Below are 18,106 nucleotides of genomic sequence, written 5' to 3'. Positions count from 1 at the left end.
CCATGTCTGAACGCATCATCGTCCTCGACGGCTACACCCTTACCACCGCCAAACCCAACCACCCGGCAGGCCACGGCGAGCCCGCCTGGGACGCCATCGCCCAACTCGGCGAACTCACCGTTCACGACCGCACACCCGACGACCAGATCATCGCCCGCGCCCGCGATGCCTCCATTGTTCTCACCAACAAAACCCCGCTGACCGAAAACACGCTCGCTGCGATGGAAAACCTTCGCTACGTTGGCGTGCTCGCGACCGGAACGAACGTCGTTGACCTCGCCGCCGCACGCCAGCGCGATATCACCGTTACCAACATTCCCGGCTACAGCACGGACTCAGTCGCGCAACACGTTTTCGCATTGCTGCTGGAGATGGTGAACCACGTCGCCGCGCACGACGCCGCTGTCCACGCAGGCCAGTGGCAACGCAGCGGCGACTTCAGCTTCACTGTCGCACCGCTCACCGAGCTAGCCGGCAAGACGCTGGGCATCGTCGGCCTCGGTGCGATCGGCCAGCGCGTCGCCCATATCGGACACGTAATGGGCATGAACATCGCCGCCGCCTCACGCACGCCCGACGCCCCACGCCCGGGCCTCGCAGGCGTCGACGTCACCTTTCATACCATCGACGAACTCATCGCCACCGCCGACGTGCTCACCCTGCACTGTCCGCTCACCCCGGAAACGCATCATCTGCTCGACGACGACCGTCTGCGCAGCATGAAGCCCAATGCATACCTCATCAACACCGGGCGCGGTCCGCTCATCGACGAGCCCGCCCTCGCCGCCGTGCTCAACGAAGGCCGACTCGCCGGCGCAGGCCTCGACGTGCTTAGCCACGAGCCCGCCGCAGACGACCACCCTTTGCTCAACGCCCCGCACTGCATCATCACGCCCCACATCGCCTGGGCTTCGCGCGAAGCCCGCCTCCGCCTCATGCACACCGCCGCCACCAACCTGCAAGCCTTCCTCAATGGCACGCCCACTAACGTCGTCAATCAATAAGTTCCTCAATTAAGTCCCAATGAATAAAGCCCGGGGATGGCATCCCCGGGTCCCCCCAACCACCTATCCCCCAATGTCCCCCCGCACACCGCCAACACCACCAACCGAGCCCACCACGCTCCTCCTCGCCGCGACGCGTCCCGAGTTGTTGCCCACCATCGAACGCCTCGGCTTACGGTGGCGCAACAAGCAATACGCCACGGGTTCGGCAGGGAGGCGGCACATCATCGCCGGCGTCACCGGCGTCGGCGTCGCGCGAGCCCTTGCCGTACTGAAAGACGCTTATGCCCATCACGCCTTGACCGCCGTCATCAACCTCGGCTTCGCAGGCGGCCTCACGCCCCAATGGCAAGCCGGCGACGTTGCGATCATCGCTCGCGTGCTCAACGAATCACACGACACCATCGAGCTCAACCCCGCAGGCGACGCCACGCTCCTCACCCTCGACCGCATGGTTGCCGATGTCGACGAAAAGCGTCGCTTCCACGAAACCCACCACGCCGACATGGTCGACATGGAAACCCACGGGCTCGCCAGGCGGGTTGCCGAGCTCACCACCGACCTTGGTCAGCCGATCACCTTCGCCGCCTTCCGCGCCATCAGCGATCCGGTCGACGTGGCCCTCCCGCCGGAGATGATCAACTGGGTCGACGCGCGTGGCCGACCGCGTACCACCGCCGCCATCGCCTGGCTTGCCCGCAACCCGCACCGCCTGTCGATGCTCACCCGTCTCCAGCGCGACACCCGCCGCGCCGCCGAGTCACTCGCCACTGCCATCACCGCCCACCTCCAGTAACTCCCGTCCAGTAAAAGTGCCTCCATAAGCCCGGGGATGGCAATCCCCGGGCCCCCACGCCCATCCCGGCCCATCCCGGCCCACCCCCATTAACACCCCGCCACTGATCCGCTATGCTGGCGGGCCTGTAACCGGTGCCGACCTCGCGTCGCCCGCGTCGTGAATCAACAGGAGAGGTGAGTGCCCATGTCCGACAACGCGACTGCCCCGATCAGCGTCATTGCCAACTACGCCTGCAAGACCGGCGAGAACCCGCTCTGGCATCCGTTGGAGAAACAGCTTTACTGGACCGACATCCCCACCGGCCGACTGTTCCGTTACGACCCGGCCGCTCACAAGCACGAAAAAATCTACGAAGACCGCCCCGTCGGCGGCTTCACCTTCCAGCCCGACGGAGCGCTGCTGCTGTTCCGCGATAAAGGCAACGTCGTCATCTGGCGCGATGGTGAAGAGCGCCAGACCGTCATCGAAGAAATCCCCGACGAAGCCACCACCCGTTTCAATGATGTCATGGCCGACCCCGAAGGCCGTGTCTTCTGCGGCACGATGCCCACCGAAGACCGCCTCGGCCGACTCTACCGCCTCGACCCCGACGGCACGCATCACCTCGTCGTCGAAAACGTCGGCATCGCCAACGGCATGGGCTTCACCCTCGACGAAACAGGCCTTTATTTCACCGACTCCAAAGCCCGCACCATCTACCTTTTCGACTACGACCGCCGCACCGGCAACATCACCAATCAGCGCCCCGCCATTCAGACCGACGAAGCCCACGGCCTCCCCGACGGCATGATCGTCGACGAGTACGGCGACATCTGGTCCGCTCACTTCGGCGGCCACGGCATCTACCGCTACAACACCGCCACCGGCCAGCTCAAACAGAAAATCGAATTGCCCGCACGCAACGTCACCAGCCTCACCTTCGCAGGCGATGATCTCCAGGACGTCTACGTCACCACCGCACTCGGCAGCGACAAAGCCGAGGCAGGCGAACACGCCGGCGCGCTGCTGCACTTCCGTGCCCCTGTGCCCGGCCGACACGAATTCTTCTCCCGCATCGGCGTCTGACTGACTCACCCAACAAACAAAGACCCACAAAGCCCACGGATGGCATCCGTGGGTCCTCCCGAAAGCATCACCATGACCACCACCACCCAACGCATCTACCTTCGCGACATGGCTCCCGCCCAACTCGTCCAGGGCGTCTTCGCGATCCACAACTGTCAGTTGGGCATGACCCGTACGGGCAAGCCATACCTTCGCTGCCTCGTCGGCGACCGCACTGCCCGCAAGCCCGCACGCATGTGGAACGCCACCGAAGAGCTCTACAACACATTGCCCACCGACGGCTTCGTCTACCTCGAAGGCGAAACGCAACCCTACCAGGGTGAGATGCAGATTATCCTCCGCAACGTGCAGGCCTACACGCCCACCGCCGACGAACTTCGCGACCTGCTGCCCTGCACCGAACACGACGTCGACCAGATGTTCGCAGACCTCGTCGACATGCTTGGCTCAATCGAAAACCCCGCCCTCCAATGCCTCGCCAACCGCTACCTCGAAGACGGCGAACTCATGGAAAAGTTCTGCCAGGCGCCCGCCGCCATGAGCCTACACCACGCCTACCTCGGCGGCCTGCTCGAACACACCCTCTCCGTCATGCGCCTTGCTGACAAAATCCTCCCGCTCTATACCAACCTCAACCGCGACATCGTCCTCGTCGGCCTGTTCATCCACGACCTGGGCAAGTGCAGCGAACAAACCTGGGAGCAAGGCTTCGGCTACTCCACCGACGGCCAACTCGTCGGCCACATCGCCCGCGGCTCCATCTGGCTCGAAGAAAAAGCCCGCGCCTGTCAGCAACTCGAAGAAGACCCCATCACCATCCCCGCCCCCATCCTCCGCGTCCTCCACCACATCATCCTTTCGCACCACGGCCAACCCGAGTTCGGCGCACTGAAAATCCCCGCCACACCCGAGGCCCTCGCCGTGTCGCTCATCGACAACCTCGATGCCAAAATGAACATGGCCCTCACCGCCGCCCGCTCCGAGCCCACCGAAGCCGAAGCCGAGAATGACCTCGGCGGCCACTTCACCGAAAAGCTCTGGGCACTGGGCAACACCCGCTTCTACCGCCCCGACCCCACAACCCTCCCCGCCGAGGCGGAATAGGCAGTTCCGGGTTCCTGGGTGCTGATTTCTTGTTTCTGGTTGACGCTCAGAACGTCAGATTGATCGATAGGCGCATCAAACGCGCAATCCCCAGCCCCATTAAAGCCCACGGTTGGCATCCGTGGGTTCCCCGCAACTAGAAACTCGCAACTCCCAACCTCTTCACCCCGACCCCGCCTCCGGCGACTTGCCGTTGTTCCCATACAGCCACCGATACCCCAGGTACGTCGCCAACAGCAGCAGTACGATCGCCACAGCGCCCACCTGCACCACGCGCGTGCTCTGCTGCACCCGGTCTAGCGACTCAGCGAACCACCAACCCAGCAGAATAAACGTCGGCACGCTCAGCAGTGCCGCACTACCGTCAAACACCAGCAGCTTCCAGAATGGCACGCGATACGCGCCCGCTGCAAAGAACACGCCCGCCCGCACGCCCGGCAGAAACCGCGCCCCGAACAGCGTCTTGCCCCCGTGCCGCTGAAACGCCGACCGCGCCTTTTCCATTCGCTCCGGCTTCACGCCCAGCCGACGCACCCAACCCAGGTCCTCGAAGTGTCGCCCGTTCCGCCAGCCGAAGTAATACAACAGGCAGTCCGACCCCAGCACCGCCGTGAACGCCAGCGGGATCGCCACCTCAAGCCGTATCACATCCTCGCCGCAAAGATACCCCGCCAGCAGCAGCGGCAGGTCTTCGGGAATCGGCAGGCCCACGCCCGTGCCCAGCAGCACCAGCACCAGCCCGACATACGTAGAATTGGTCAGAAATTCCTGCATCGCGCTTCGTATCGGGATGCCTACGGCCGCGCGTCGCAGTGGGTTCGATCAACAGGCCTCATGCCCACCGGCAGCCAACTCACATCCCTGTCGCCAGCTGCGCCGTCATCGCGAATACCATAACAAAAACGTCGGCCCACCATCGTGGCCCGACGTTACCCAAGCGCCTGAAAATCTCTCTCACCGCCGCCCCGTTAAAGCCCACGGATTGCGTCCGTGGGTTCCCCAACCCGAAACCAGGAACGCGCCTCACTCCCCGCCCGCGCCTTCCGCTTTCGCCGCTCCGCCCCATGTCTCTTGAATGATCAGCCCCATGACCGCCGGCACGACCACCAGCATCGGCACGATCAACTGGCTCGCCGTCAGTCCGTCTGCCACCGGCCCGCGAACGCCTTCAAAGCTCAACAGCAACGCGATCGCCCCCAGCACCGCGATCGTCGCGCCGCTCACTGACGTGAACAGCACGATCGAGAGGTTATACAGCACGAACGCCAGCATTCCGCACACGATCAGGCCCACCAGCGCCCCGATCCAGTACGCCTCGCTCGGCAGCGTCATCCCCGCGCCCTGATTAAATGCCGCCGCAAGTCCCGTCCAAAGGTTGGCACCGATAAACGCGCCCGCCAGCCCGCCGAACAACGCCACCGCGTACTTCATCAACGGCAGGGCACACACCGCCAGCAGCAGCCCCAGGCAGCCCGCCACGATGTATGGCGCCTCGATTCGAAGCCCCAGTGCATAGCCGGCCACCATCCCCACCAGCAGCGCCAGCAGGATCGTCACCGGCTTGTAAAACTGGTAGCCACGCAATAGGCAGACCATGCCCGCGACCAGAAAAATCACCGCCCAGATCGCACCAAGCGTCTGAAGATGCGCCACCAGTTCCGTCGGCTGCGCCAGCGTGTCCGCTCGCGAAAACATGCCGATGATCGTCTGAAACAGATGGTCCGCCGTCTCCGTCGCAGTCATTCCCGCGCCGGCTTCCGAAGAACTCGTTTCCGCAAGCAACGTCATCATGGCGAATCGCTCCAGGTGTAGTGGGGGAGAGGTTTCGGGTAAGTGGTTTCTCTTTTCTGGGTTTTCAAGAAAGGCCCACACGCCCAACCAGAAACCAGAGACGAGAAACCAGAAACCTTCCCTTATCCGCTTTCACCTATCGGTCCGCCGCGCGAAAAGTGTCCACTGAATCGCAAAACCCAAAATTGTTATCAGACCCAGCCACACGATGACCATCCGCGGCGACTGTGGAAACCACGCCGACGCCCCCTCCGCGTGCATCGCTGTCAACTCTCGTCCTGCCAGCAGCAATAGCAGCGAGCCCACCAATGCCGACTCGAACGACGCCGCCACGAACGGCAGCAGCAATCCCAGCAACAGCCCCACGCCCGCGCCGATCGCCGCAGTGACATAAATCGTCCGCTGCGTCGCCGGCCCGAGGTCTGACCACCACTGCCGCACCAGTGTCAACTGATTGTCATACCACTGTCGCGCCACCGCGACCGCCGCTTCCAGGACCTGCTCCACATCCGCTTCGTCCGCGTCGGCTTCCGCCTCCGCTGCCGCCGGCTCGTCCGGCTCCCGCGTCGCGAACGGCCGCTCCCCGTCCAGCGTTCGCCTTACCGCGTCCGTCACCGACGTCGGCAAGTCGCGAGGCTGTGCCTCCTCCGGACGGTCCTCCACCGCCACCTCCCGCGTCTCCGCCGCCACCGGCTCCGCAGGCGTACCCTGCCACACCAGCACCGCCGCCGGCGCGACCAACGCCAGCAGCACCGCGCCGCACAACGCCACCCACACCCGGAACAGCAGCCCCGCCAGCAACCCGCCCGCCAGCGCTGCTCCGATCACCAAGGGCAGCACAATCGCCCCCTGGTCCGACATCGTCTCCCCGAGCACGAACCCCGCCACACCACCGAGCACCAGCCCGCCGACCGCGCAAGCCGTCCGCGCAATCCGCTTGCCCATCAGCCACAACACCAGCCCCACCAGCGCCACCGCCAGCAGCCCAATCGTCGGCAGCACCATCAAAACAGCCTGTATCACATCATTTTCCATCGCCGATACCTCCTGCTATAAACATCCGAAGCACCCCCGGCCTGCCCCCGGAACCACCCCGGATACGCCCCGCCCCAACCAGAAACGAGAAACCAAAAACCAGAAACCCAACCAAACCCGCCTCATATTTACCCACTGTATCGCCAAACTGCACCCAACCCCGTTACAATGCCGCCGCAATGACCCAAGGCTCGACAAAATCCACCGACGAGGCCCTCGCGCCCCTCCGCAAGCGTATCGACGAACTCGACCGTCAGATTGTCGAACTGCTCAACGCTCGCGCCAAGGTCGTCGTCGAAGTCGGCCACGTCAAGCGCGGCGGCGCGGCGGCCCCCATCTACGCCCCCGAACGCGAAAAAGCCGTCCTCGAACAAATCCGCCAATACAACACCGGCCCACTGCCCGACGCCTGCCTCGAAGCCATCTGGCGCGAGCTCATGTCCGGCAGCTTCGCACTCGAACGACCCCTCCGCGTCGGCTACCTCGGGCCCGCGGGCAGCTTCAGCCACCTCGCCGCACGACGCAAGTTCGGCTCGTCCGTCGAGTACGACAACGTTGACGACATCCCCGCCGTCTTCGAAGAAATCCTGCGCGGCCACATCGACTACGGCCTCGTCCCCATCGAAAACTCCGCCATCGGCGGCATCGGCGAAACCCTCGACGCCTTCCTCAACGCCGAGGTCCAGGTTTGCGCCGAAGTCCTCATCAACATCCACCACAACCTGCTCTCCAACGCTCAGCCGGACCAGATCACACGCATCTACTCCAAGCCTGAAGCCATCGCCCAATGCCGCAAGTGGCTCAGCGTCCAGCTCCAGCAGGCTGAGAAAGTCCCTGTCGCCTCCACCAGCAAAGCCGCCGAGCTTGCCGCCACCGAACCCAACGCCGCCGCCATCGCCTCCAGCCTCGCCGGCGAGCTGTACGACGTGAAAGTCCAGTTCGCCAACATCGAGGACAACCCCCAGAACACCACCCGCTTCTTCGTCATCGCACGCCAGGCCTCCAAGCCCACAGGCGATGACAAGACCAGCGTCATGTTCACCACCGAACACGCCGCAGGCGCCCTCGTCAACGTCCTCGACGTTTTCCGAGACTTCGGCCTGAACATGACCCACATCGACAAACGCCCCAGCAAACGCGTCAACTGGGAATACTACTTCTTCGTCGATCTCGTCGGCCACATCGAAGAAGAAAAGGTCCGCCACGCCATCGAAGAAGCTCGCAAGCACTGCCTGCAACTGACTGTCCTCGGCTCGTTCCCCCGCGCCAAAGAAGTCCTCTAAATCGAGCGATCCAAAGCCGGGGGCTAAGCGCAGCGAAGCCCCGGATCACGCTCCCGAATTCACGTTCCCCGAATTCAAGCTCTTCACTCGAAAGGACCATCCCATGATCAACCCAGCCATGTTCGGCGGATACCGCGAATCATCCAGCTCGGCCCATGCTTCACGCAGCGCCGCCAGCGCCCAGTCCGCCGCCTCCAGCGCCCGGCAGGACGTCTACCATCTCGAAGAACGCCTCGAACGTCTCTCGCTCGTGTGCATGGCCATGTGGTCTCTCATTCAGGACAAGACCAACCTCACCGAAGAAGAGTTGCTCGAACGCGTTCGCGTGATCGACATGATGGACGGCGTCGCCGACGGCAAAGCCTCCCGCACCATCGCCAAGTGTCCCAAGTGTTCGCGCACCATGTCCCCCCGACATCAGCACTGCATCTACTGCGGCGCCGAGCGCCTCGTCCAAAGCGCCTTCGACGCCGTCTGACCCACACATCCGCGCACCCAAAACCTAGCCACATCTCCCCCCAAAGCCCACGGATTGCATCCGTGGGTCCCGGCTCACCCTACGCACGTTTCCCCCACATCAATCACTCCGGTTGAACCGACTCCGTCCGGGCCCGACCAATATCTTCCAGCCCCACAACGCGCGCCCGCGGCTGCTCCACCGTCCCCGTAATACGAATGCCCACCAGTTGATCCTTCACCATGTTGAACACATCCGAGATCAACCCCAGGTCCAGCCCCGCCGGGTTGCGGAGACGCAGGCTCAGGTTCAACTCCCGCGTCGGATAATGCATCGTGCCCGACCCATAGATCGCCAGGCTCGGCGCTTCGAGGTTCAGGTCGTCGAAGTAAACCGTCTCGCCTTCCACGAGGAAGCTGCCCGTCCCGCGATCAAACGCACCGGCCAGCGGCAGGCTCAGGTTCACCGCCTGCAACAGCGCCATCGACACCGGCCGCTGATACAGCCGTGCCTCATGAATCTCGATCGCACCGCTTCCGCGTCGACTCTCCACATCGTTCAGCCGACCGCCGAGCACCAGACTCGCGTTCAGCCGACCGTCGCGATTGCCCGCCGACGTCGGTTCCCACAGCGGCCAGGCCTCGCCCGCCTCGTCCGCTTCCCGCCGCCGCTCCGGTGCATTTAAAAATGGCTCCAGCCGAACGTCCTGCAACGCAAGCTCCACCTGGTAGCCCGGCTCCGATTGCAGGTCGAACACACCATGTCCGACCAGCACGCCGTCGTACAACCGCGCCTCGATCTGCTCCAGCCGAACCGCCTCCGCCGCCTCATCGCTGCGCACATTCATTCGCAGCGAGTGAACCTCGCGATCGCCGGCGAACAGTCGAACCGCATCCAACGCCAACTCAAACTGAGGCATCGTCTGCCCCGCCAGCCTTGCCACATCGAACGCCAGCTTGCCATGCAGCCCTTCGATCGGCACGCCCGCGTACAACGTCGTGTCCATCAGCGACAGCTCACCCACCGCCTCAAGCGTCGGCCCCTCGCTCGCCCGCGGCCGCGCAAGCAGCCGGGCGTGATCGATCCGCACATGGCCAGTCATCTCCAACGCCTCGATCGTCCGCGACACCCCCTCGGGCAGCAGCGCCATCCAAGGCCCGTTCATCCGATCCAGGTCACCACTGAGCTGAAGCGCCGCACCGCCCGTTTCATCCAGCATCACCACACCCGAGGCCGACACTGCGCCGCCGTCCAGCTTCGCCGTCACATCCTCAAGCTCTGCCTGTCCCGCCATCACGCTCACCGCCCCCGTCATCTCGCGCAGTGCGAACGTCTCCCCCCCGGCCGTCAACGTCAGCGCCCTCGGCCGAACGACTAATCGCGTCGGTGGTGCGCCTTCCGTCAACGGCGTTGCATTCGTCCCCGCCTGCTCGCCGAAGTACAAATCCGCATCCACCACGCCCTCAGGCTCGTGGCGGTCAAACAGCTCCCTCGCCTGCGCCCGCCCCGCATGCCCTTGCGGAAGCAGATCAATCAACGCCCGCTCGACCGCCAGCCCTTCGCCAGCGAACACCAGGTCCGACCGCCGTTCGTCGCCGCCCCATGACAACATACCTTCGCCCGTCACCCGCCCCTCACCTCGCCGCGCTTCCATCCGCTCCAGCGTCGCCGAGTCTCGGCGTAGCAGCAGTCGACCCGCCACCTGCTCGAACGTAAACGCGCCATGGTTCGGCGTGGCCCGCCCGTCTTCCATCTCAAGCGTGATCGCGAAGTCCGTCTTGCCTTCTTCGTCGTCCATGATCTTGCCCGATGCACGCAGCTCGCCCGCGAGTCCGAGCTGTCCTATCAACTCATCCTGTGGCGAAGGCACGGACGCCAGCAGCAGGGCATCGATCGGCACAGTCGCGTCTTCGATCGTCAACGCCGGCACGGTTTCTCCTGCCGTATGATGAATCTCACCGACCAGCCGACCACGCGCCCCTGTCAGCCCCCGCACCTGCACATCCTCAAGCCGTGTCACCGTCGGCCCGATCACAACCTTCCCGCCTGTCATGTAAACCGGATAACGCCAATGTTCGAACAGCACCGGCACCGCACTGGCAGGCCAAAGGTGCACCTCCGCCTCCGCGTTAATCGGCCCTTCCTCACGCGTCACATACACATCCGCATTCATCAGCCCGCCAAAGTTAAACACGGGCACCGCTTCCCCCTCACCCGCCAGCAACGCCATCAAACCACCACGCCCACCGCTTGGCCCCAGCAGTGATGCGCCGTCGCGAATCACGCCCGTATCAATCAGCGACGCCCGCGCCGGCTCGTTCAAAAACATCTCAACAATCTGCCGTTCGCGGACCGACAGTGCCGCCATCAGATGATGATCCACCGCCCCCGACCGCACACTCACCAGCACGTCCACCGCAGGCTCATTGCCCAGCGGCGACACCGTGCCCGACACACGCACCTCGCCGCCCGTCGGCGTTCGGCCGCGGATGTTCTCAATCCGGACCTCGTCCTGTGTAATGTGCACCTGGCCACGCAGGTCATGCGCCGGCACGGGAAACCGTGCGTACCGCCCACGCGCCCCCAGCACGTCAATCGTCCCCTCATACGCCAGCGCACCATCCTGCTCGTCACGCCACAACTCGAACGTCGTCTGAAACCAACCCGTCGGCTCGTACCGCGCATAATGCCGATGCACGATCTCCGGCAACCCCGCCAGATAAGGCGGCGGCGACGTGTCAATCTCAAACGGCTCCGTCACCAGCTTCAACCGCATCGGCGCATTCAAATCAAACGCACCGATATCGCCTTCCAACGCGTACGGTATCCCTTCGATCTCACCGGTCAGCGACTCGATTGCAAGCCGATCGCCGCTTAGCCGAAGCATTGCCGTCACGTTGCGGATGCGCGCTTCAACGCCCGGCGCGGGAATACTCAACGCCACATTCTGCATCCGCAGTTCCGCGTCCAGCTCGCCTTCGCCTGCCTGGTTGTAGTTCAGCGTCACTCGCGGCATCTCACCCGTCGGGTCGAGCCGCTGCCACAACTCGCGCAGCTGTGCGGGCAGCAATTGCTGTTGCTGCTGTGTGAATTGAAAGCCGTGCAGCTCCGTCGACACGCTCTGCTTCAGCAGGTCGAGGCTGCCATACAGCACCGCGCCCGGCAGCAACTGCTCGCCATGCTGATGCAGCGTGAACCGATACACCGCCGGCTCTTCCACATCGCGCGTCAGCCGACCATTCACCCCCATCGTCCCCATCGACCGCACACCCGCCTCGCCCACCTCAGCGAAGCTCAATCGACCCCCGCGAACGAAAATTTCAGGCAGCGCATCAATCAACCACTGCTGCCCCGGCTCTGCGCTTGGCCGAAGCAGGTGTTGATAGTTGTAAAGGTCATCGCCCTCATGCCGCGTCAGGTAAAGCGTCGGCTCAAGCAGCACGATCGACCGCAGCCGCAGCTCGCCACGCCCCAGCGCCCAGATGTTCGGCGTCACCCGCACCGACTCAATATCGCCCAGCCGCGCCAGCTCCGGGGGCAGATTCGGCACGCCGAACCGCACCCCCTCCAACTGCAGCCCGCCGTCCAGCGACAGGTAAGCTCCGTCGATCGTCACCGCCGCCCCCGTCACCCGATGCAGCAGTTCCGCTGTGATCGCCCCCAACCGCGCCGGCCGCGTCAGGTACACCCCAGCCACCACGGTCGCCACCAGCACGAGCAGCCCGGCAACCATCGCGCCACGACGCCAGCCGTGCACGGATCGAAGTCTGTATCTCAGCGGGATGCGTGCCAAATACCATTCTCGCATCGCAGAAAAAGGGTGCACATCGGCATATCTGAGCCGGTGCAGCTCCACAAACCCTCATTATATCGCTCGTTACTACCTCCCGTAACCCCGCCCCGGATTCGGCCGACCCTCGTCCTCTCGCAATGCATCGTCAGATGCAGGCTCTTTCAACGTCCACCAACCCGCTTCCCCAACCAGAAACCAGAAACCCCAAACCAGAAACCTGCCCCCCTCACCCCCTCACCTTGCCCGAACGCCTTCAAACCGCTACCTTTTGCGTCTAAGCAATACTAAAAACGAAGGTGATACATGAAAGTCATCTGCGATCGCGGGGCATTGGTCGAGTCGCTGAATCTGGTAGGGGGGGTGGTCGTTGCGCGCACACCTAAACCCGTGCTCGCCTGCGTCAAGCTCACCGCCACGGAAGACCTGCTCACCCTCGCCGGCACGGACCTCGAGGTCGCTGTCCGCCTCTCCACCCCGCGCGTCGAGGTGCAGGAGGTCGGCGAAGCCCTCGTCCCGGCTGACAAACTCCAGCAGATCGTCCGCGAGTCTACCGACCCGACGCTCACCATCGAGACCGACCAGGACGTCGCTCGCATCACCGGCCAGGATTCGAAGTTCAAAATCTTCGGCCACCCGCCCGCCGACTTCCCGCCCATCCCCGAATTCAAGGGCGACCCCGACTTCGAAATCTCCGCCGCCGACCTTCATCGCCTCATCGCCATGACCATCTTCGCCACCGCGCGCGAGAACAGCCGCTACGCCATCAACGGCGTCCTGCTCGAACGCGACGGCAAGAAGCTCGCCATGGTCGCCACCGACGGCCACCGCCTCGCCCTCGCACGCGGCACGTGCAAGACCAGCGACGAGGCCGGCCGATCCGCCATCGTCCCCACCAAGGCCCTAAACCTTCTGCTGCGTCTATTCGACGACGCCGAGCAGACGGTCAAAATCAAAATTGCTGACAATCAGATCCTCTTCCAGACCGACGAGGCCTTGCTCGCCTCCAACCTGGTCGAAGGCAACTTCCCGCCATACAACGACGTCATCCCGAAGGAAGGCGACAAAAAAGCCACCCTCGACACCGACGTCTTCGTCAGCGCTGTCCGACGCGCCGCGCTGCTCACCAACGAAGAGTCCAAGGGCGTCCGTATGGCCTTCAGCGATGACGGCCTCACCCTCTCCAGCCGAGCCCCGGAGATGGGCGAAGCCGAGGTCAGCGTACCCGTGCCCCAGTATCAGGGCGACGCCATCGAAATCGGTTTCAACCCCGGCTACCTGCTCGACGCGCTCAAGGTCATCGACACCGGCCAGGTGCAATTCGAGTTCAAAGCCCCCAACAAGCCAGGCGTCCTCCGAACAGGACCAAACTTCCTCTACGTCGTCATGCCCGTTAACCTCCAGTAACCACGGGTCGCCACGGAAACCTTGCCTTTTTTTTCCGCCAAACCAGCGACGCGGCGGCAGGCAGGCTAAAGTGCATGGCAAAGGGGATGAGTACCAGCCACGTGACAACCTCACAGCCAACCCGTTCCAACGCCGACAGCCTTGACGTGCAAGAGCCGAACTCAACCACGGCCGCGCCCGAGTCCGCCGATCACCCCGCGCCTGAACCTGACGACGCCAACACGCCCCCACAAACCGCCAGACGCGCTTCTCGCGATGAAGAGCAGCCCACGCACGGCTTCTGGGCTCGCTTCGCCCACCGCTTGGAAGCCCGCATCAGCGCCCTCTCCACGCGAAACAACTTCTGGCACCGCATCTGCTCCTGGATATGGCTCCCCCTCGCCTACCGCAGCGGCATCAAATTCGCCGCCGGCGATGAGTCCACCTTCTCCGCCATCCTCCCGTTCCGGAAGTTCAACAAAAACTGGTACAACGCCATGGCCGGCGGCGCGCTGCTCGGCAACGCCGAAGTCGCCGGCGGCATGTACGTCTTCAAAAAGTGTGGCACCGACTACACCGTGGTCTGCAAGCACCTCGAATACACCTTCCGCAGACCCTGCCACGGCCCCGCCGTCTACCGCGTCGAACCACGCGAAAACATCGAAGAGTTTGTCGCCACCGGCGATGAGTTCAACATCACCGTCGATATGACCATCGTGCAGATGGTCCGCAAGCCCGACGAACGCGAACGACGCGTCGGCCACTGCACGGCCACCTTCCACGTCACCCCCAAGACCCGCCACCGCCTCCGCAAATTCAAAAAACAGCAACGCGAAGCCGCCGCCCGCCGCGCCTGAACGCCACCCCCAATACAATCTCGCCCCCGACGCCCACACCCCCGACGCCCACGGCGTCACGCCGTGGGCCTCCCCCCCCAATCACCCGCGGCCCCGAAAAGGCGGGGCTCGAAAAAGGGGGGAGACATTTCTGTTCCCGCGTCAATCAAAGACTCCTGGCCCCTTTTCTTCCCCTCTATTGCCTTGCTGTTACAGCATCGTGAAGCCGAAGGTCAAATGTCGACCATTTATCACCCGGGAAGTATTTCATCTCAATCCATGTAGCTAACATTTGAATTTCTTCGTTGTTTATCGGATTGTCGCTATATTCTAGAAACTCCACATACCGATCGTCCTCCCCAACGACGAGAAGGAATGCTATCGCTAGGGGGCTGTGACCTTTAGTCTGGGCTTCTTCATACAAAGTCCATAGATCGATTCCGCATTCTCTTGCTACTGCCACGATCACCTTCGCATTTGAGGTTTGAAATGCAAAAGCATCGCCTACTTGTTCTACTGGAGTAAGATCGCTAATCCGCTCCTCAAGCCGACAGCCGCGTTCACACCCCATTCCGATTGTTACTCCAACATACATAATGAGTGCAAATAGCCTGCTGCAATACATTTCAGCCTCCACATCCACAACATAAGCAAGCCAATTCACGGCCAATGCGTCCTTCGATTGTCCCTAGGCCCCAAAAAGGGTTCGGGAGTCATTTCTGCCCATATTTTGCGCCATAGAATGAGGCCTTTTCTTCCCCCTCGCGCTATCCCTCCCCCTCCGCATTACCATCATCGCCCTCGCGCTGCTCCCGCTCATCCTCCACCGTCACCACAACCCCCGGCGAGCCGACATCCCGCTGGTCATATCCACCGTCCGGCCGAGCGTGCCGCGCCCCGTGTCGCCCCGACTCCGACCGCGCCCAGTTCGAGCCATCATTATTCGATGTCGTGTCAATCGCATGCGGCAACAGATAAATGCTCGGGCCGTCCGGCTTGTTCGGCGGCCAACGACCCTCATTGTCGTAATTCACCTCGTCCGCCACATCGCCCGTCGGCCGTCGCAGTGTCAACACCCCAGTCTTATCGCTCGGCTCGTTCGTCAACTGATGCAACCCCGGCTTATGCCAACCGTCCAGCGGAATGACCTGATACCCCTCGCCCCACGCCGCGCGAAAATCCTTCACCGTCTGGTTCCCCGGGATCAACACCACCGCCTCGCGCGGCTGAATCATCACTCGCCCATGTATCGGATGTGTCTGCCCACGCTCGTTCGCCAGGAACCAGCCTTCCAGCGAGATCTCCCGCTGGCCGCGATTGTAAATTTCAATCCACTCCGTCTTCGCCGGCCACCGTTCCTCCGACGCCGGGTCGTACATGATTTCGGTAATGACAATCTCATCCCCCCAAGCCACCGCGCCCACCCCCAGCACCATCACCCCCAACACCAGCCATCGCCATCCAAGCATCAGCCACCTCCCCTGAATAAAGTTTTCCCAAACCAGAAACCAGAAACCAGAAACCAGAAACCAGAAACCAGAAACCAGAAACCAGAAACCAGAAACCCCCACCCCCCTCACCGTTCCCGCCACCGCACCAACTGTTCTCGCGTCATAGGCACATACCGTCCCCCGTACGTCCCGGTCAGGTCGTCCAGCGCCGCCGAGTCGAAGTCCACTGCCACCACATCCAGCTTCGCCGCCGCGTCCGCCTCGAACGCTCGCTCCAACGCCACCAGTTCCCCCTCGCTCGGCTCACGTCCCACCACCAACACCATCTGCCGCGGCAACCACTGCATCCCGCGCGCCACCGCCTCATCAAGCCAACCCTCGCCTGCCGTCGACACCCCTTGCTGAAACGCGATCAACTGATCCGCCCGCCAGCGTGCCACCGCCCGTGGTTGCGACGGATGCATATGCAACCCATCCCCATTCGTATAAACCAGCACCACCTCGCTCGCGCTACTTGTCTCTGTCAGTCCCGCGCCGATCGCCGCGTTGACTTCGTCCAGCCACACCTCGCTCGACGCCGACGCATCCACCACCACCACCACCCGCTCCGCCAACGGAAGCCCCAGCACATTCGCCAGACGCTGGTCATACGGGTTCGCACCAGGCGAATATTCAAATGCCTCGATCACCGTCCGCTCGCCCGCCTCGCGCTGCGCCTGGCTCAACATCCACACCCCCATCCCCGCCAGCGCAAGCACGCCCGCCAGCACGCTGATAAAGCCTACTGCCGTGGCCGTCCGCACCATCAATCGCTTCTTCTGCTGCGCGGTCGGGATCGACGTCTTGCCCACGCGCACTTCGCGCCCCGACGTCGTGGTATAGACCTGTTCGTCCGCCTTCGCCGCCGCCTCGGCTTCGCCCGGTGTCATCGGCCGATCCGGCCGTGCGGGCCGCTGCCTTTGCTTCACCACCTCCGCCGTCTGTCCCGCCTCCACCGGCACCGTCATCAACGTCCCGCAGTTCGAGCAGCGGCAAACCCCGCCCGCAAAACCCGCGTCCAGTTCAAGCACCTGGTCGCAACCCGGACACTCCAGTTCAAGCGTGCTCATGCACCATTCCTCAACCAGTAAACCCCAAAACCCGACACTCCAACAACGTCCGCCACAACCAGTAACCACGAACCAGAAATCACAAACCCGCCATTCAAACCAACCCCAAGCCCAACAGCTTTTCATACATCGCCCGTGCCGCATTCCCGCGATGGCTGATCCGGTTTTTCTGCGACGCAGGCAGTTCCGCCGTCGTGCACCCCAACTCCGGCACGAGGAACAGCGGGTCATATCCGAACCCGTTCGCGCCTCGTCCACGCTCCGGCTCGTCCCGGTCCGCCGCCTCGCTGGGCAGCAGAATACGGCCCTCAATCGTACCACGCACCATCGCCAGCAATCGGCCGTCACCCTCCGACGGATCAAGCTGCTGCAACACCTCCGCCAGCCACCGCTCCTCCGCCAGCGTCGCCGGCGCGACCATCGCAATCGTGCACACAAACCGCGCCGTTCGCTCCGCCGGCGGCGTATTGCCCAGCCGTTTCAACAACCGACGATTGTTCGCCAGATCAACCTCACCACGTTCGCCCGTCGCGCCGCTGTACCGCGCGCTGAGTACACCTGGTTCACCGTTTAGCGCATCAACCTCAAGCCCCGAGTCGTCCGCCATGCAAAGCATCCCCGTCGCACTTGCGTAATGCCTGGCCTTCTTGATCGCGTTCGCTTCGAACGTGTCGCCATCCTCCACCGGCTCGACAATCTGAACATCCAACGCCTGTAACGACGTCAATCTCACGCCCCTGCCCCCGCCCCCGTCCCCGCCCCCGGGCTTCCCGCCACAAGCATCGAAGATTGCTTGCAGTTCGTCGAGTTTGTGCGGATTCCCCGTCGCCAGCAGTATTCGTCGATCGCTTTCATTCATCACCAACAGCATAGACCATGCACCATCCCCATGCAGCCCGCACACTCGAAAACCCTCGCTTTCCACTTCCAACCAGAAACCAGAGACCCCAAACCCGAAACCACCACCCCGCCTCATTTTTCCCCGCACGCCTCGAA

16 protein-coding genes are annotated in these 18,106 nt (G+C 63.2%); 8 read left to right on the top strand and 8 right to left on the bottom strand.

The genetic code is table 11. The annotated features are described in order from the left end of the window. Positions 1-2 precede the first annotated feature (2 nt). From ACERK3_07730 to ACERK3_07715, 4 genes are all read left to right on the top strand, one after another. Positions 3-1,004: a D-2-hydroxyacid dehydrogenase gene (locus ACERK3_07730; GenBank protein MFA9478184.1), complete on the top strand. Its 1,002-nt coding sequence runs from the start codon at positions 3-5 to the stop codon at positions 1,002-1,004. 73 nt (positions 1,005-1,077) lie between these two features. Beyond that, positions 1,078-1,800, top strand: coding sequence for a hypothetical protein (locus ACERK3_07725; GenBank protein ID MFA9478183.1), 723 nt, complete (start codon positions 1,078-1,080; stop codon positions 1,798-1,800). 186 nt (positions 1,801-1,986) lie between these two features. Beyond that, complete coding sequence (locus ACERK3_07720; GenBank protein ID MFA9478182.1) at positions 1,987-2,868, top strand: SMP-30/gluconolactonase/LRE family protein; 882 nt, start codon at positions 1,987-1,989, stop codon at positions 2,866-2,868. A gap of 72 nt (positions 2,869-2,940) precedes the next feature. After that, positions 2,941-3,972: a 3'-5' exoribonuclease YhaM family protein gene (locus ACERK3_07715; GenBank protein MFA9478181.1), complete on the top strand. Its 1,032-nt coding sequence runs from the start codon at positions 2,941-2,943 to the stop codon at positions 3,970-3,972. A 162-nt stretch (positions 3,973-4,134) separates the two neighbouring features. Here ACERK3_07715 and ACERK3_07710 read toward each other — a convergent pair whose 3' ends face one another. The 3 genes from ACERK3_07710 to ACERK3_07700 all read right to left on the bottom strand — a co-directional run bounded on the left by ACERK3_07710 (position 4,135) and on the right by ACERK3_07700 (position 6,798). Beyond that, the gene (locus tag ACERK3_07710; protein MFA9478180.1) at positions 4,135-4,746 is read right to left on the bottom strand and encodes a DedA family protein; all 612 of its coding nucleotides are present in this window, start codon (positions 4,744-4,746) and stop codon (positions 4,135-4,137) included. Positions 4,747-4,995: 249 nt separating this feature from the next. Then, positions 4,996-5,763, bottom strand: a complete 768-nt coding sequence (locus tag ACERK3_07705) for a hypothetical protein (GenBank protein ID MFA9478179.1) — start codon at positions 5,761-5,763, stop codon at positions 4,996-4,998. Positions 5,764-5,895: 132 nt separating this feature from the next. Then, positions 5,896-6,798, bottom strand: coding sequence for a hypothetical protein (locus ACERK3_07700; GenBank protein MFA9478178.1), 903 nt, complete (start codon positions 6,796-6,798; stop codon positions 5,896-5,898). Between the two features lie 179 nt (positions 6,799-6,977). On the opposite strand from ACERK3_07700, the gene pheA reads away from it, so the two are divergent. Both pheA and ACERK3_07690 read left to right on the top strand, forming a co-directional pair. Beyond that, positions 6,978-8,081 carry a prephenate dehydratase gene (gene pheA, locus ACERK3_07695; protein MFA9478177.1) on the top strand — a complete coding sequence of 368 codons (1,104 nt, stop codon included), beginning with the start codon at positions 6,978-6,980 and terminating at the stop codon, positions 8,079-8,081. 103 nt (positions 8,082-8,184) lie between these two features. Further along, the gene (locus ACERK3_07690; GenBank protein ID MFA9478176.1) at positions 8,185-8,559 is read left to right on the top strand and encodes a hypothetical protein; all 375 of its coding nucleotides are present in this window, start codon (positions 8,185-8,187) and stop codon (positions 8,557-8,559) included. 103 nt (positions 8,560-8,662) lie between these two features. Here ACERK3_07690 and ACERK3_07685 read toward each other — a convergent pair whose 3' ends face one another. Next, the gene (locus ACERK3_07685) at positions 8,663-12,295 is read right to left on the bottom strand and encodes an AsmA-like C-terminal region-containing protein (GenBank protein MFA9478175.1); all 3,633 of its coding nucleotides are present in this window, start codon (positions 12,293-12,295) and stop codon (positions 8,663-8,665) included. A 339-nt stretch (positions 12,296-12,634) separates the two neighbouring features. Between ACERK3_07685 and dnaN the strand changes: the two genes are divergently transcribed. Further along, positions 12,635-13,735, top strand: coding sequence for a DNA polymerase III subunit beta (gene dnaN / locus ACERK3_07680; GenBank protein MFA9478174.1), 1,101 nt, complete (start codon positions 12,635-12,637; stop codon positions 13,733-13,735). An 86-nt stretch (positions 13,736-13,821) separates the two neighbouring features. Next, positions 13,822-14,571 carry a PaaI family thioesterase gene (locus ACERK3_07675; protein MFA9478173.1) on the top strand — a complete coding sequence of 250 codons (750 nt, stop codon included), beginning with the start codon at positions 13,822-13,824 and terminating at the stop codon, positions 14,569-14,571. A 175-nt stretch (positions 14,572-14,746) separates the two neighbouring features. On the opposite strand, the gene ACERK3_07670 is transcribed toward ACERK3_07675, so the two are convergent. From ACERK3_07670 to ACERK3_07655, 4 genes are all read right to left on the bottom strand, one after another. Further along, positions 14,747-15,214: a hypothetical protein gene (locus ACERK3_07670; protein MFA9478172.1), complete on the bottom strand. Its 468-nt coding sequence runs from the start codon at positions 15,212-15,214 to the stop codon at positions 14,747-14,749. Positions 15,215-15,317: 103 nt separating this feature from the next. Then, positions 15,318-16,019 carry a lamin tail domain-containing protein gene (locus tag ACERK3_07665; GenBank protein MFA9478171.1) on the bottom strand — a complete coding sequence of 234 codons (702 nt, stop codon included), beginning with the start codon at positions 16,017-16,019 and terminating at the stop codon, positions 15,318-15,320. 107 nt (positions 16,020-16,126) lie between these two features. Further along, entirely contained in the window at positions 16,127-17,110 is a 984-nt protein-coding gene (locus ACERK3_07660) for a hypothetical protein (GenBank protein ID MFA9478170.1), read from the bottom strand. 94 nt (positions 17,111-17,204) lie between these two features. Beyond that, complete coding sequence (locus ACERK3_07655) at positions 17,205-17,969, bottom strand: non-canonical purine NTP pyrophosphatase (protein MFA9478169.1); 765 nt, start codon at positions 17,967-17,969, stop codon at positions 17,205-17,207. Positions 17,970-18,106: the final 137 nt, after the last annotated feature.

This window comes from Phycisphaerales bacterium AB-hyl4 (genome assembly GCA_041821185.1).
Taxonomy (GTDB): domain Bacteria; phylum Planctomycetota; class Phycisphaerae; order Phycisphaerales; family Phycisphaeraceae; genus Natronomicrosphaera; species Natronomicrosphaera hydrolytica.
The sequence above is the reverse complement of the archived record's forward strand: the minus strand, read 5'-3'. Positions and strand labels throughout refer to the sequence as shown.

Bases quoted from the DNA above. Each gene is read 5' to 3' on its own strand.
- ACERK3_07730 (MFA9478184.1), top strand. From the start codon at position 3: ATGTCTGAACGCATCATCGTCCTCGACGGCTACACCCTTACCACCGCC.
- ACERK3_07725 (MFA9478183.1), top strand. From the start codon at position 1,078: ATGTCCCCCCGCACACCGCCAACACCACCAACCGAGCCCACCACGCTC.
- ACERK3_07720 (MFA9478182.1), top strand. From the start codon at position 1,987: ATGTCCGACAACGCGACTGCCCCGATCAGCGTCATTGCCAACTACGCC.
- ACERK3_07715 (MFA9478181.1), top strand. From the start codon at position 2,941: ATGACCACCACCACCCAACGCATCTACCTTCGCGACATGGCTCCCGCC.
- ACERK3_07710 (MFA9478180.1), bottom strand. From the start codon at position 4,746: ATGCAGGAATTTCTGACCAATTCTACGTATGTCGGGCTGGTGCTGGTG.
- ACERK3_07705 (MFA9478179.1), bottom strand. From the start codon at position 5,763: ATGATGACGTTGCTTGCGGAAACGAGTTCTTCGGAAGCCGGCGCGGGA.
- ACERK3_07700 (MFA9478178.1), bottom strand. From the start codon at position 6,798: ATGGAAAATGATGTGATACAGGCTGTTTTGATGGTGCTGCCGACGATT.
- pheA (MFA9478177.1), top strand. From the start codon at position 6,978: ATGACCCAAGGCTCGACAAAATCCACCGACGAGGCCCTCGCGCCCCTC.
- ACERK3_07690 (MFA9478176.1), top strand. From the start codon at position 8,185: ATGATCAACCCAGCCATGTTCGGCGGATACCGCGAATCATCCAGCTCG.
- dnaN (MFA9478174.1), top strand. From the start codon at position 12,635: ATGAAAGTCATCTGCGATCGCGGGGCATTGGTCGAGTCGCTGAATCTG.
- ACERK3_07675 (MFA9478173.1), top strand. From the start codon at position 13,822: ATGAGTACCAGCCACGTGACAACCTCACAGCCAACCCGTTCCAACGCC.
- ACERK3_07665 (MFA9478171.1), bottom strand. From the start codon at position 16,019: ATGCTTGGATGGCGATGGCTGGTGTTGGGGGTGATGGTGCTGGGGGTG.
- ACERK3_07660 (MFA9478170.1), bottom strand. From the start codon at position 17,110: ATGAGCACGCTTGAACTGGAGTGTCCGGGTTGCGACCAGGTGCTTGAA.
- ACERK3_07655 (MFA9478169.1), bottom strand. From the start codon at position 17,969: ATGAATGAAAGCGATCGACGAATACTGCTGGCGACGGGGAATCCGCAC.